Genomic DNA, 13,782 nt, shown 5'->3' on the forward strand with positions numbered 1-13,782 from the left:
ACTTACTCCTCTTGCTTTCGCTTATGCAATCCTGCATTTTTAGGATTTTTTGGATCACTTGCAGCGAATTCTTTTACAGATTTCACCTCAAACATCTTCTCTAAATCATCTATGCTCAAATTGGTTGCCGACTCTAACGATTCGTCCTGCATTGAACATTCGTCTTCTTGCGCGCCGTTTACACCATCAGAGATTCGTGCTTTTGACTCATTATCTGCCTGTGATTCTGAATTTGCGCGCTGAGGATTTTGCTGGCTTATCTTCGACTTTTGCCCCCATTGCTGCGCGTTAGATGCAGCGTTATCTGCGTTTTCTGAATCGTTTACTACTTCAGCATTAAAATCTGCATTCTGTAATGCAGCAATCGCATCTCCCATTGGAGCAGATCCCATACCTGCCCATGCGTCATCTTTCTCAATATCTAAATCTAAAGCACTTTCTGAAATTGCAGAACCAGATAAATCGCTAGCCTCCGCACCAGCACTTGAATCGTCACTAGAGCCAGCATCATCGCTACTGGAATTCGAATTATTTGAATTTGAATCAGAACTTTTCTCGATTATTTTTCCGAATCCTTTTACGATTCCAGCTTTTCGCATAAGCAAGTCTCGCTTAACTTGTGCTAGTCGTTGCGGAGTCATTCTTGCAACAGACTCCACTTTTTCGCCGTTTGCAGCTACTAAATCTGGCGCTATTGCAACGTTTTTTCCAAATGCGTCTTTTACTTTGTTCATAACCACAACTGGCACTTTTTTACCATCGTAAGGTTCTGTTGTGCAAATCGCGAGCGCAAAAGCATGTTGGCTTATAGGCTGGTCAAAAGTTAATACAAGCCTTCTTTTTGATGCATTTCCATCGTCTAATCTAACTTTTGGAACGCGATCTCTCTCTACGTATTCACGAACATCGTCTGGCAGATTTTTAACCAGATTATCCCAAGTTTCGTCCACGTCAAGCTCTTGTGTTGTCTGTTTTTCAACGGTTGCAGTTGACCAATTCGCTTGCGTGTTATTGTTGATTTCAGATTTATCATCAAGAATTACCGAAGGAGCTTCAGCAATTTTTACTGGATTTACTGGATTAACAGGATTAACTGAATTTACAGCAGAATTTGAACCAATAAAATGCCTTGCAGAAGATGCAGGATGCGAGGAGGACTTTGCAAGAGATTGATTAGTGGCTTTAGAAAATGGTTCCTGCGCAGTAGTACTAGATTGCATATCAGCAAGAAGTCTAGCCATAAGAATCTCAAGATTCATTCTAGGAGAAACCGCATTTGCCATTCCCGCAAAAGCATTATTGACGATTTCTGCCATTTTGGACAAGCTTCTCAAAGTTAGCTGACTTGATTGTCGTTGCAAATCTTGCATGTCTTCTGGCGATAAATCGCCTAACAAGTTTTTAGCACAATTTGGACCAGCAGAAACCAAAAGCAACAAATCACGCAATCGTCCGAGAAGATCTTCCACAAACTTACGAGTGTCAAATCCTCCGACTACCACTTTTTGTACAACTTCATATAATTTTGCACCGTCTTTTTCAATAAGGGCATCAATAACATCTGCAATAAGATTAGAAGGCGTAAAACCAAGCAAAGCAACTGCTGAATCTAACGAGATAACACCATCATCTGAGCCAATCATAAGCTGATCTAAAACAGATAATGTGTCTCGCATGGATCCGCCGCCAGCGCGCATAGCAAGCCGCAAAACGCCCTTTTGCGCTTGAATACCTTCCTTTTTGCAAATGTCTTGCAAATACGGTCCCATTACTTCTGGAGGAACAAGTCTAAACGGATAATGGTGGGTTCTAGAACGTATAGTTCCAATCACCTTATCTGGTTCAGTAGTGGCAAAAATAAACATAACATGCTCAGGTGGCTCTTCCACAATCTTCAGCAAAGCATTGAATCCTTGCGGAGTTACCATGTGCGCTTCATCAAGAATAAAAATCTTATATCGATCGCGCGCTGGAGCGAAACCTGCACGTTCGCGTAATTCTCTAGCATCGTCAACACCATTGTGGCTTGCAGCATCTATTTCTACAACGTCTATTGAACCTGATCCGCCTGTTGCAAGATCTTTACAGCTTTGGCATTTTCCGCATGGTTTAGAAGTAGGACCCTCTTTGCAGTTAATACAACGAGCAAGAATACGCGCAGAGCTTGTTTTTCCACAACCGCGTGGACCCGAAAATAGGTAGGCGTGCGTTATTTTGCCTTGATCTAGCGCTCTCATAAGAGGAACGGTAACTTGATTCTGTCCTATCACTCCTTCAAACGTGTCTGGACGATACCTTCGATACAATGCAAGTGCCATAACTATAACCTACCGTCACCTGAATATTAGCTCAACTCTACTTGAGCAAAGTTTCTGTTCTATTCTAAACATTTAGACATTAACATGCTAATCGCCTATTAACATGCTACATTATGACCAATCGCATGAATACTTGATATTTTCCACACACTTATTAGTCGCAATCTATTAAACCAGCTCTAGCCATTACATTTATCTTATTAACCATAGGAAGTCGTAAAGGCACACTTAGACTGATTAATACATCATCATCTTTTTCAACACAAGATTCTATTTTCCCATTATTTGCCTTTGCTGTGCGCTCTGCAACTTGACATGCATCATCTTGCATATTTCTCATAGCAACTGCACCTGATATAGCCGATGCATTTGCAAGAGCGTAAGCTCGGTGTTTTTGCACCAAAATTGACCCTAAAGTCGCACAAACAACAAGCATAGAGCAGATTGCTATTACCAATCCTATGCCTAGCATAGTTCCAGAACCACAATCTGCTCTACGCAAATGTTTAAAACTGTAATATTGCGTATTTAAAATGCTTAATCGCTTACATATTTTTTGACTCATATTAAAACCTGGCTAATGCGAGCTTCCACAGACAATGGCAATACTTTTAAAGGGTCTGGCACAACTGGGCAGCTTACAACAATATCTGCCATATTCCCAACATATTTGACTTTTACAGAACTATTAACTCCAGATACTTTAGATACTATATTTTGCGCATCTTTAGAATTGTGGTGCGAAGCAACATAGTATGCTACTTGACCTGCTGCATCATGGCAATTCATTGTATTTACTACTGATTTACCAAAAAAAAAATAACGTTAAAGCAAGTACCACAACTGCAGGAAGAATAATCGCAAATTCTGCGGTAACAGCCCCAGAATCTTTTGAATTATTTATCTTATGACAATTATTCTTAGTCGTTCTCTTATCTAAAATGTTCAAAAATACATGATTCTCCATTTTGTCTCGTTTCTTTTCGCATTAGTTAAAATCCCACAACAAATCACATAAACATCACGGTCAAAAAAACTTTATAAATATTTCATATCACGTTTTTCAAAGTATGTTTTAAGTTTCACGCAATGTTTCACAGTTTTACAAATGACTATTTACTTAAAGCTAGCTAACATGTAGAGCTTTTGTAACAAGCTCACTGATAGCTGTACGAACAGCATCTGATTTGGCAATAGCAATAAGCACTGTAGCAAAAGCTGTGGCAGCTATAAGAACAACAGCATATTCTGCCGTAACAGCCCCATCATCACACTGCTTTAAATCTTTGCTCAAACGATTCTGCATGTTATTACATGCTTGTTCAGCTTTAATTAATCCTTCATTCATTCGCATTGAACACATGCAATACCATGTTGACAATGCAGCAGTAATTGATCTCATAATCACTCACCGTTACCTTTCTTTTTGTTATTTTTATTGTTATTTTTCTTTTATTTATGTACCCAATATTGGGATACAAATTTTTTATTTTTAGATTGCGATTAATACATAAATGCAGATACTGTCGGCAAAATTCCTACGAAAATAAACGCTGGCAGAAAACATAACCCAACAGGCAGAAGCAGACGAACAGAAAGCCTAGAGCTTTCTTTTTTTGCCACGTTTCGCATAGATTGCTCATAATTTTGTAAAATCGCTATGAGTACAGGAACTGGAGAACTTCCACAACTCCATGACTCTCTAAGTGACTGTCTAAGCCACATACTTAACACAAAAGATGCAGATGGATTTTTATCTTTTTTATCGAAGCACACATAAGGAGCACTCCAAGCTTCTATCCAAGTATCTCCAGAAAGTAGTGCTTTAGAAACATTCCTTAGCCAAATCCCTTTTCCTCCAGGAATAGATGACCCAACAGCGTCAAGCGCTCTGGTAATTGCGACTCCACTTTTTAAAGCAACTATCATCATTTGCAAACCCAAAATTGGATCTATATCTTCAACTTTGTTACACCTAAAATCGTAATTGCTTCTCATAGAAACCGCAGGCTTGTAGGCGCGCTCATAGCACGGATTAAGAATCATCTGTCTAGTAAAAAATTTGCATAACGTAACTATATAAGCTACTAAAATAATCCAGACGATAATTGCCTTAAACATTTTCCACGATCCTTAATAACCATTAGTTCATCAATCGACATTAGAAACAGCACTCAGCATTGCTTTTTTAGATGACTTCATGATCCATGTAACCCATAAAAGACCGATTACATAAAACAATAAGCCAATACCTAAGAGTGCGTATCCTCTAGAACTTGTAAAAATCATCAATATTGGATTTACACCCAACAATTGTCCAGTAAGAAGAGCCAAAAATGGTAGAGCAGTTAGCAATCTAATAGTTGCTTTAGGCATCGCAAAAACTTCTGAGCTTAAATCATTAACCCTCTTATTGGCATGATAAGAGTCAGAAACAGCTTGAACGCAATCAGTCATAGAGCATCCTATAGAACTGCTCAATTCGTATACAGACATAAGCGATTGTGCAACCTTGCGCATGTCTTTTCTAACTTTACTTCTTTGGCGAGCGCTAAGATTTTTAATCCTATTAGAACAGCGAGAATCAATCCATTTAAACACCGATTCAACGTTTATAACTTGGAAATAGCTTTCGCTGTTATTGCTGTTGTAATTGTTATTGCCATTATCGGTCTCTTCAATAAGTCCATTGCGATTCTCATTATTGCTGTCTCCTCTTATAATCGATTCAAAAGAAGCACCAGAACGCAAAGAAGACACAAGAGCAGCTAGTGATTCTTCAATACCCATTTTCAAAAAATCCTTTACTGTCGGTATCAATTACAGAAACAACCCTGTATTCAACGGTAAATGCCATTTAACAGCAAAATTTTTCCAAGCAGACGTTTCCTCTATCTGAGCAGAAAAATTACTATCATTAGAATTAACGCAATTTTTCAATCTTAAAATTGGCACACCTTCTAACGCGCCAGAATCCGTAGAACGCAATACTCCAAGTTCTTTTACAATTCGCATACCATTTACTCTTTCTACATGTATAACAACATCAAAAGCATCAGCGGCAAGAGCACATAGTGAAGAAGGTTCCAGTCCTGCAAGAAGCCCTAAAGACATTAATCTGGCTGGCACCTTTTGGACTTTATCAGCATGCAAAGTTGTCATTCCACCTTTATGACCACATGTAAAAACGCGTAATAAATCAGCTATTTCTTGACCTCTGCACTCACCTAAAATAATTCTGTCTGGTCTCATCCTCAAAGTTGCCTTTACAAGATCCGACAAGCCAACGCTGCCTACTCCTTCAACGTTTGCTTCTCTTGTAGCTAAAGACACATGATCCTTAGATAATGAACCTAATTCTCTTGTTTCTTCAACAGTCACTATTCTGTCTTTTTCATCACAAGAAGCTAAAAGAGACTTCATTAACGTTGTTTTACCAGAGCCAGTGCTTCCCGTAATCAAAATATTCGCACGTTGAGTTACCAATAAATAAAGTATTCTAGATAATTCAATAGGAAACATTCCTCTACTACTTAACTCTGTTAAGCAATAGCGTTTTAAAGCGGGAAAACGAATCGAAATAGCAGCACCACTTAAAACTATTGGAGCAATAAGAGCGTGTACTCGCACTCCTACTGGGCTAGAAGCATCTGCGATTGGGCATGAATCATCTAATCTTTTGCCTAATTGTGCACAAAGCCAAACTGCATATTCTCGCAAAATCATAGGATTATCAAATGGAATTCTTGGATTGTACTCTTGCAACCCAAAACCTTTATCTACCCAAACGCGACCTGTGTCTGTAACAACAATATCTGTTGTTTGAGGGTTATCCGCAAGCTCTTGCAGAATGCCAAAATCAATATCTTCTAAAACCATGCTTACCCCTTGATATTTTTGAGAATCTTTCAGATTCATATGATTGTGAATTTGATTGTTTATATTGTTGTTCAGATTGTTTTCCAGATATTTTCAAAGAGGAATTAGAGGAATCTCCAAGCAACCATGTTGTTATTTTTTCTATTGGAATTTTGGCGGATTTTGGAATATCTCTTATACCGTAACCAGATATTATGTCTTCGTACATTTTAGGATCGTGACCAATTGGGCCTTCTACATCGCAAAGCAAATAATCACAAGCTTCATTAACATTTACAGGGCAAAACCTTTTAGAAAGACCACGCGGATTTAATCCTGCGACAATAGAAGTTTGTTTTCTAGAGTAATCTTTATGGTCAGATTCTAGGCTTCGCCAATATGCGCGCAATCTGGCAAGACCAAGAACACTAAGCTCTGCAGCAAATATGGTTGGAACTTGCGCTAAAGTTGGAAGATTCTTTAAAAGCCTTCTTGCTGAAAAACCAGATCCAATATCAACAATTACTACATCACAAGCGTTGGAAAGACCTCTAATAGCAGCTTCAATAACCCATGGTTTAGGCTCTTCACTTTTCCAAGGAGCGTAAGCCAAAATATCAACGTTATTCCAGTGCAGAAGTTCACAACGCAATACATATCCGTCTAATCGTCCTAAAGGAGCTTGAACCTCTTGCAATCTTCTACCCTCGTCCTGCTCCAATCCCAACAAAACATCTAATCCGCCGTTAGAAATATCTGCGTCGATTAGTGCAACAACATATTTTTTACTAGATATATGACTTGCCAGAAGAGCAAGAGTAGTGCTTAAACCAACTCCATCATTTGCCGATGAACCGATTACAACATTTTTTGGAAAAGGCTTTAGCGAATAGTTCAAGCTACCAATATTTTTTTGAACACTATGATTATCTAATGCATCAAAATCGCTATGAACTGAAGTAGAAGATACACCAGTCGCGTAATCTACATGATTTGCGTAATCTGCATTATCCACATGATTCGCATGATTCAAAGATGCGATAACAGTCGAATCTTCCAACTTATTACTATCAGATGTACTTTTGCGCATACTTTTTATCGCACTCGCCTGAGGCGGGTACGTTTCTATAATGCGCGGAACGCAAGAAGGAGCATCGTAATTATCAATAGTCATATTGTCCATGTGGCTATTGAATCGCATACTAAACCATTAGGCAATACTATTTAAACAATGTGGTTAAAGGATCAATAAACGTTGCAATTCCGCCAAAAAGTTATCCACATTGCTGTTTTTGTTGTATTAACGCACAAGTTTTGGATTAGAAGCCATATATCTTTCCAGAAGTTCGCCATAGATTGGCTTAGTGTGCAAAATATCGGATACAAGAAGCGCAATAAAAGCAGATGCAGCAACTGGAAGAGTGTGAATCATTGTTCCCGACATTTCTACAGTTAGCAAAATCGAAGTGAGCGGAGCTTTTACAGAAGCCGAAAGCGTGCCAGCCATAACACACACTGTAAAAATTGGCATTAGCTTTGCGTCAATGCCAAGAATCGGAATGCTTATTATTGCGCGAGAAGCAACGCCGCCTGCAAGTGCGCCGACAGCAAGAATTGGCATAAAAATTCCGCCAGGCGCTCCGCATCCAAAACTTGTAGAAGTAAATAGCATTTTTGCAACAAACAGGATGCACAGAAGCGCTATGCTTGCTTTTCCATATTCAGAGAGCTTAACAAGATTCGATCCTCCTCCAAGAACATCTGGCAAATATAAGCCAACAGGAATCGCGATTAAGCATGCTACCGATACGGGAGCCCACTTTGGCAAATACTTATACAGCGTTTGTAATCCAAGCAAGGATCTGTTCATTAAAGAGCCAATAAGCCCTGCAAAAATGCCAAGTGGAATCAGCCAAAAATGAAGTGTCATTGGTAAGTCTGGAATTCTTCCAAAGTCTAAAACAGGTCGAAGTCCAAAGCATGTTTGAGACACAAAGTCCGCGCAAATAGATGCAGCAGCAGCTCCCATAAGAACTGTAGAAGACAATCCGTGTTGAACTTCTTCCATAGCAAACATAAGCCCAGAAAGTGGAGCGCTAAACGCTGCAGATAAGCCAGCTGCCGCTCCAGCGGTTACAACATAATGCTCTTGCGTATCGTTTTTATTGCCTTTTCTGAAGATGCGAGACATCATTTGCGCGCCGCAAGCTCCGATTTGAATCGAAGGGCCTTCGCGCCCAAGAGACAAGCCAAATAGCGAACCCAACAATCCGCCTACAAATCGAACAGGCAAAATAGTGTTCCAACACATTTTTAGACCGCGTTGAACGTATCCAACAACTTGTGGAATGCCGCTTCCAGACGCCATACTTTCTTTGCGACTCATCCAGCCAATAAAAAGCCCAGCAGCAATTGCAAAAACCACGCAAGGCACAATCCAAAGCATGTTTTGCAATATTTGCGCATACATCCATCGCGCAAAATCGGTTCCGTACTCAATCCCAAGTCTATAAGTTGCTACAAGCGCACCAGAAACAAGACCAACAACTACGCCAGCAAGAACCATCTTCCATCTAAGATGCTTAAGCGTTTTAAGAACGCGATCAGAAAAGTCGCGCAAAAAATCGCGTATAAAACCGCCTACGTTCTTTAAAGTCACAATAAACCTATTCTTAAATCAAATCGCAAACAAATACATCAAGCATTTTAACATTTTTAATAACACAATAAATATAAATTAATAAAATACGTCAATTAATAAAATTCAAAACTTAAGACTTTAGAAGCATAAATATTACAAATGACGGTCCAGCGTATGCAATAAATGCGCACAAAAATGGCACTATTAGTTCGCTAATAAAAAGCCATAGTCCAAGCTTGATTTTCTTTAGCTTAAACAGGCTTACGACTTCTAAGATTGCGGTTGAAAACGTTGAAAATCCGCCTAAAAATCCCAATGCGCACGTGTAAATAATAGTCGAAGCAAAAGTTAAATCGTATATAATCGAAGAACTTAAAAATACAACTAAGCCCATTATAAAAGACGCAAAAGCGTTGATTAGCAAAGTCGCGATTGGAAAATCATGGTTATAAACGCGCCCGATTGCGTCAGATATTGCACAACGAAGAACGGCGCCAAGTCCAGCGAAAACAACAGGCAGCCAAAAAAGAACATATGCGTAAGACATCATTTTGCACCGCCCCTGTTAGCGTCTATTTTATTGATGACGTTTGCATCACCAGCATTTTTTACGCTGCCATTGCCTTTAAAAGCAAAAATTTTATCTCCAATTAGACTCCCAACAAGCACTGCTAAAACGCCAAGAACCATAGACAACGCCATAATGGCAATTACTTCTACAATGTTCATTGCAGTAAATGCGGAATGCGCGCCCTCAAAAGCAAAAGTAGACATTGTTGAAAGTCCGCCGCAAAATCCTGTGCAAAAACCGTATTTTATTAAGTCTTTGTTCTTGCAGCTCTTCCCACTTACAACAAGTGAACTTACTAAAGCAAGAATAAAACATGCTAAAACGTTCGACAAAAGAGTTGCAAAAGTAAAGCGGCTAAAAAGCATAGAATATCCCGAGTCCCAATGCATGCCGTGCGTAAAACCACTTATTTCACTACGCACAAAAGCGCCAAGCAATCCGCCAATAAACACAACAAAATATGTTTTTGCACCAAGTGATTTATGCTTATGCTTTTTAGGCAAGTCGTGGCAATTACTGCTTGGAATACTCATAGTTTTTAGCCGCCTTAAATAGCCTTAAATAGCTATTCAAATAGTCACTAATCAATCAACGAATGAACGCTAATAATGTGGTCGCGCTGAGGACCAGTACCAATTGCCGAAATACGGCACTTGGAAAGTTCTTCTAAGCGCTTTACGTAGCTTTGAGTATTTGCTGGCAATTCTTCAAACTTGTGAATTTGCGAAATATCCTCACTCCATCCTGGAAGCATCTCGTAAACTGGCTTAGCGCTAGCAAACAGAGACTGATCTACTGGCATTTCGTTCATTCTCTCAACGCTTCCGTCAGACAAAGTTACATCGTAAGCTACGCAAACTGGAATTTCTTTTAAGCCAGTCAAAACATCTAACTTAGTAAGGACAATATCAGTTAAGCCATTTACGCGAGTAGCATAGCGGCTTACAACGGAATCAAACCATCCGCATCGGCGAGGGCGACCAGTAGTTACGCCATATTCGTGACCCTGCTCACGCAGCCAATCGCCACTTTCATCCAAAAGTTCCGTAGGGAATGGACCTTCACCAACACGAGTGATATAGGCTTTAGCAACTCCAATTACTCGCGTAATACGAGTTGGACCAACGCCAGTTCCCGTGCAAGCACCTCCTGCAGTAGGATTTGAGGATGTTACAAATGGGTAAGTTCCATGATCGACATCCAGCATGGTTGCCTGACCGCCTTCAAAAAGCACGGTTTTGCCATTTTCTATAGCCTGATTCAGTATAAGCGAAGTATCTGCAACATAAGGCTTCAAACGCTTTCCAAGCTCCACAAGCTGTGCTGTAACATCATCAATATCTATTGGATGCTGGTTGTAAAGTTTAACTAACATCTGATTCTTTTGATGCAAGCTAGCTTCAACCTTATCCCTCAAATGCTCTGCATTAAATAAATCATGCACACGAATACCAACGCGATTAATCTTATCTGCATAAGTCGGGCCAATTCCGCGACCTGTTGTACCAATCTTGTGCTTGCCAAGGAACCTCTCCGTAACCTTGTCAATTACGCGATGATAAGGTGTAATCACATGCGCAGACTCGCTCACTTTCAAACGAGAGCAATCAACACCTCTAGATTCAAGTGCGTCAATCTCCTCAAACAGAACTTCTGGGTCTACAACAACACCATTACCAATAACAGGAGTTACATTAGGGCTGATTATACCGCTAGGAAGTAAATGCAAAGCGTAAGACTCGTTTCCCACAACAACAGTATGTCCAGCGTTATTACCGCCATTAAATCTTGCGACAATATCTACCTTAGAACCAATTAAATCAGTCGCTTTGCCTTTACCCTCGTCACCCCATTGAGCGCCAATAAGCACAATTCCAGGCATGCTGAACCTCCATTTTTGGGCTAACGTTGCCCAAATAAACACAATTCCTACGTGTTAAGACTAGCGCAAAGCCAATACCGAATTTAATTTGCAACTTGATGAACTTATAAGGCTTTACCGGCAGAGCCAAGCTGTACACAGGCTTCAACAACACGCTGAGCCATTGCTTTTTCTGCCTCTTTGCCCCAAGACCTTGGGTCGTAGAGTTTTTTGGCTCCAACTTCTCCGTCGATTTTAAGAACTGAGTCGTAGTTGTGGAACATGTGATCTGCTATTGCTCGAGTAAACGCATATTGCGTGTCTGTATCGATGTTCATTTTTACTACGCCGTAGCTTACAGCTTGCGCAATTTCTTCGGGAGTAGATCCAGAACCTCCATGGAATACCAATAAGAATGGTTTTGTTGGCACACCAAACTTGCGATTACATAAATCAAGCTTGTACTTGTTGTATACAGCGCTTTGAATGTTGTCTAGCAACTGTGGTCGCAGCTTAACAACACCAGGCTTGTATGCACCATGCACATTGCCGAACGTAAAAGCAGCCATATATCTTCCGCTCTCTGCCAAACCTAATCGTTCAACTACTCGCATAGCGTCCTGCGGCGTTGAGTATAGTTTTTCATCAATGTCTGCTCTATGACCGTCTTCTTCGCCTCCCACGGCCCCAATTTCAATCTCTAACACCGTATGAGCCTTCGCCGACGCCTCAAGCAATTCTTCCGCAACGTCTAAATTGTGTTCAAGCTTAACTGTGGATCCGTCCCACATATGCGACTGGAAAATCGGCTCTTTGCCGTGCGCAATTTGATCTGCCTCATAGGCTAAAAGTGGCTTAATCCAATCATCTAAATAGCTTTCTGCACAATGATCTGTATGTAAGGCAACGGTAATATTTGGATATTGCGCTGCTACTTGATGCGCGAATTGAGCAAACGCTAGCGAACCGACAACGCGATTATTTACGCACTGTCCCGAAAAATACGCGGCCCCCCCAACGGATACTTGAATAATTCCGTCGCTTTGCGCTTCTGCAAATCCTTGTAGTGCAGCATTTAAAGTCTGCGTGCTAGTAACATTAATTGCAGGGTAGGCGTATCCACCTTTACTGGCGGCATCAAGCATTTGCGCGTAACGTTCAACGGTTGCAATAGTCATATTTTTATTATGACTCTAAGCGCGCATATTTTTTTAGATTTTGCTAGATTTTTTACTAAATTTGACTAGATTTTTGATTAAATTTGTAGCTATTTTTAACTATTTCTGGCTATCTTTTATTTCTTGATGGCGCTTTTTTGCGGCAGCTACAACAAAATGTAAATATTCGAGCGCGATTTCTTCTTTTAATCCAGATTCTTCAGCAATTTTTTTAAGTCGATTTGCTTGGCGATTTTCTCTAGATTTATCTTCCGCAGCAAGATTTGCGCGAGCTTTTATTTCTCCGACTTTTTCCGTAACTTTAAAACGCTCTGCAAGAAGTGAAACAACTGCATTGTCAATATTGTCAATCGATTGACGCAACGCAAAAATCTCGCTTATTGAATCGTTACAATCATTGCAACTCGGTTCAATCTGATGCTTACGCGCGCCAACCGATTCTTTAGGAAATTCACACATATTACTTCTAGTCGAAATAAGTCTGCAAAACCATAGTTGTTTCTGTGCTAACTGGCACAATCCTATGAATCGTGTTAATTAGCTCTTCTAGCTTGCTAGGTGTAGCAACACGAACTACGAGCATGAAACTTGGGCTTCCAGTGATAGAATAGCAGGCTTCAATACCTTCAATATCTTTCAACTTGGCTGGAACAGATGCTTCTTGCTCAAAGTCAAGAGGTGTTACAGCAACAAATGCGCTTACTGGCAAGCCTCTGCGCTCATAGTCAATCAACGCACGGTAACCAGTGATAATTCCTCTGCGCTCAAGCTTTTGTACTCTAGATTGTACGGCAGAAACCGATAATCCAGATGCTTTAGCTAGTCTGGTTAATGTTGCACGACCATCATGTTCAAGAATATCTACAATAATCGCATCTGTAGAATCTATAGGAGCAACTGTGCTCACATTAGCGTTCAAGCCAGAAGGAATATTATTTTCAATCTTATGAGAGTTTCCTGTCATACGACCTCCATCCTCATACAGCGCATCTTCCTGAATACTGTTGTAGATTTCAGATTGCGCTACCCTGCAGTCTCTTCAATCGTATCGTATTTTTTAACGAAAAAGAACAAAATTATATAAAAAATCACGGTTTTTCACATTAAATATCAAATGTTTATAGGAATAAACTTTTGACAAGTAATTATAATTATTTAATTTTTATTATTTGCATACGCATTATCAATAGTAAAAATTACCAAGAATAGTGTATTTTATAGGAAAATAATTATATATAAACGTATATTTTTTTATTTTAAAAAACAAAATGAGTTTGTAATAAAAACAGTATTAAAAAATAAACAATAAAAATTACCCCTCGATTAATCAAACCAAGGGGTAATTAAAGTGTATT

General features: G+C 39.7%; 14 protein-coding genes and 1 pseudogene. All 15 read right to left on the reverse strand.

Annotated elements, in window-relative coordinates:
- Positions 1 to 2 precede the first annotated feature (2 nt).
- Positions 3 to 2,318 carry a DNA polymerase III subunit gamma/tau gene (gene dnaX, locus HXT25_RS02590; RefSeq protein ID WP_020760441.1) on the reverse strand — a complete coding sequence of 772 codons (2,316 nt, stop codon included), beginning with the start codon at positions 2,316 to 2,318 and terminating at the stop codon, positions 3 to 5.
- Positions 2,319 to 2,472: 154 nt separating this feature from the next.
- Entirely contained in the window at positions 2,473 to 2,883 is a 411-nt protein-coding gene (locus HXT25_RS02595; RefSeq protein ID WP_014554843.1) for an Rv3654c family TadE-like protein, read from the reverse strand.
- Positions 2,880 to 3,285: pseudogene (locus HXT25_RS02600) on the reverse strand (TadE/TadG family type IV pilus assembly protein). The gene HXT25_RS02595 and the pseudogene HXT25_RS02600 overlap by 4 nt, the downstream one beginning before the upstream one ends.
- A 159-nt stretch (positions 3,286 to 3,444) precedes the next feature.
- Positions 3,445 to 3,720: a DUF4244 domain-containing protein gene (locus tag HXT25_RS02605; RefSeq protein ID WP_004114162.1), complete on the reverse strand. Its 276-nt coding sequence runs from the start codon at positions 3,718 to 3,720 to the stop codon at positions 3,445 to 3,447.
- A 101-nt stretch (positions 3,721 to 3,821) separates the two neighbouring features.
- Positions 3,822 to 4,439, reverse strand: coding sequence for a type II secretion system F family protein (locus tag HXT25_RS02610; protein ID WP_004114161.1), 618 nt, complete (start codon positions 4,437 to 4,439; stop codon positions 3,822 to 3,824).
- A 30-nt stretch (positions 4,440 to 4,469) separates the two neighbouring features.
- Positions 4,470 to 5,108, reverse strand: coding sequence for a type II secretion system F family protein (locus tag HXT25_RS02615; protein ID WP_004114160.1), 639 nt, complete (start codon positions 5,106 to 5,108; stop codon positions 4,470 to 4,472).
- A 30-nt stretch (positions 5,109 to 5,138) separates the two neighbouring features.
- Positions 5,139 to 6,197 (reverse strand): CpaF family protein, encoded by a 1,059-nt coding sequence (locus HXT25_RS02620; protein ID WP_004574825.1) that lies wholly within the window; start codon positions 6,195 to 6,197, stop codon positions 5,139 to 5,141.
- Complete coding sequence (locus HXT25_RS02625) at positions 6,178 to 7,359, reverse strand: hypothetical protein (RefSeq protein WP_004114156.1); 1,182 nt, start codon at positions 7,357 to 7,359, stop codon at positions 6,178 to 6,180. The genes HXT25_RS02620 and HXT25_RS02625 overlap by 20 nt, the downstream gene beginning before the upstream one ends.
- Before the next feature lie 117 nt (positions 7,360 to 7,476).
- The gene (locus HXT25_RS02630; RefSeq protein WP_020760132.1) at positions 7,477 to 8,835 is read right to left on the reverse strand and encodes a ClC family H(+)/Cl(-) exchange transporter; all 1,359 of its coding nucleotides are present in this window, start codon (positions 8,833 to 8,835) and stop codon (positions 7,477 to 7,479) included.
- 112 nt (positions 8,836 to 8,947) lie between these two features.
- Entirely contained in the window at positions 8,948 to 9,367 is a 420-nt protein-coding gene (locus tag HXT25_RS02635) for a fluoride efflux transporter FluC (protein ID WP_020760131.1), read from the reverse strand.
- A complete protein-coding gene (locus tag HXT25_RS02640; protein WP_020760130.1) occupies positions 9,364 to 9,921 on the reverse strand; it encodes a fluoride efflux transporter FluC in 558 nt (185 codons plus the stop codon). The genes HXT25_RS02635 and HXT25_RS02640 overlap by 4 nt, the downstream gene beginning before the upstream one ends.
- Before the next feature lie 47 nt (positions 9,922 to 9,968).
- Positions 9,969 to 11,270 carry an adenylosuccinate synthase gene (locus HXT25_RS02645; protein WP_004114149.1) on the reverse strand — a complete coding sequence of 434 codons (1,302 nt, stop codon included), beginning with the start codon at positions 11,268 to 11,270 and terminating at the stop codon, positions 9,969 to 9,971.
- 104 nt (positions 11,271 to 11,374) lie between these two features.
- The gene (fbaA, locus tag HXT25_RS02650; RefSeq protein WP_410309225.1) at positions 11,375 to 12,427 is read right to left on the reverse strand and encodes a class II fructose-bisphosphate aldolase; all 1,053 of its coding nucleotides are present in this window, start codon (positions 12,425 to 12,427) and stop codon (positions 11,375 to 11,377) included.
- Positions 12,428 to 12,526: 99 nt separating this feature from the next.
- Positions 12,527 to 12,886 carry a chorismate mutase gene (locus HXT25_RS02655; protein WP_004573640.1) on the reverse strand — a complete coding sequence of 120 codons (360 nt, stop codon included), beginning with the start codon at positions 12,884 to 12,886 and terminating at the stop codon, positions 12,527 to 12,529.
- 7 nt (positions 12,887 to 12,893) lie between these two features.
- The gene (locus HXT25_RS02660; RefSeq protein ID WP_004114142.1) at positions 12,894 to 13,391 is read right to left on the reverse strand and encodes an Lrp/AsnC family transcriptional regulator; all 498 of its coding nucleotides are present in this window, start codon (positions 13,389 to 13,391) and stop codon (positions 12,894 to 12,896) included.
- Positions 13,392 to 13,782: the final 391 nt, after the last annotated feature.

This window comes from Gardnerella sp. DNF00476, from assembly GCF_049262735.1.
In the GTDB taxonomy this organism is placed as follows: domain Bacteria; phylum Actinomycetota; class Actinomycetes; order Actinomycetales; family Bifidobacteriaceae; genus Bifidobacterium; species Bifidobacterium vaginale.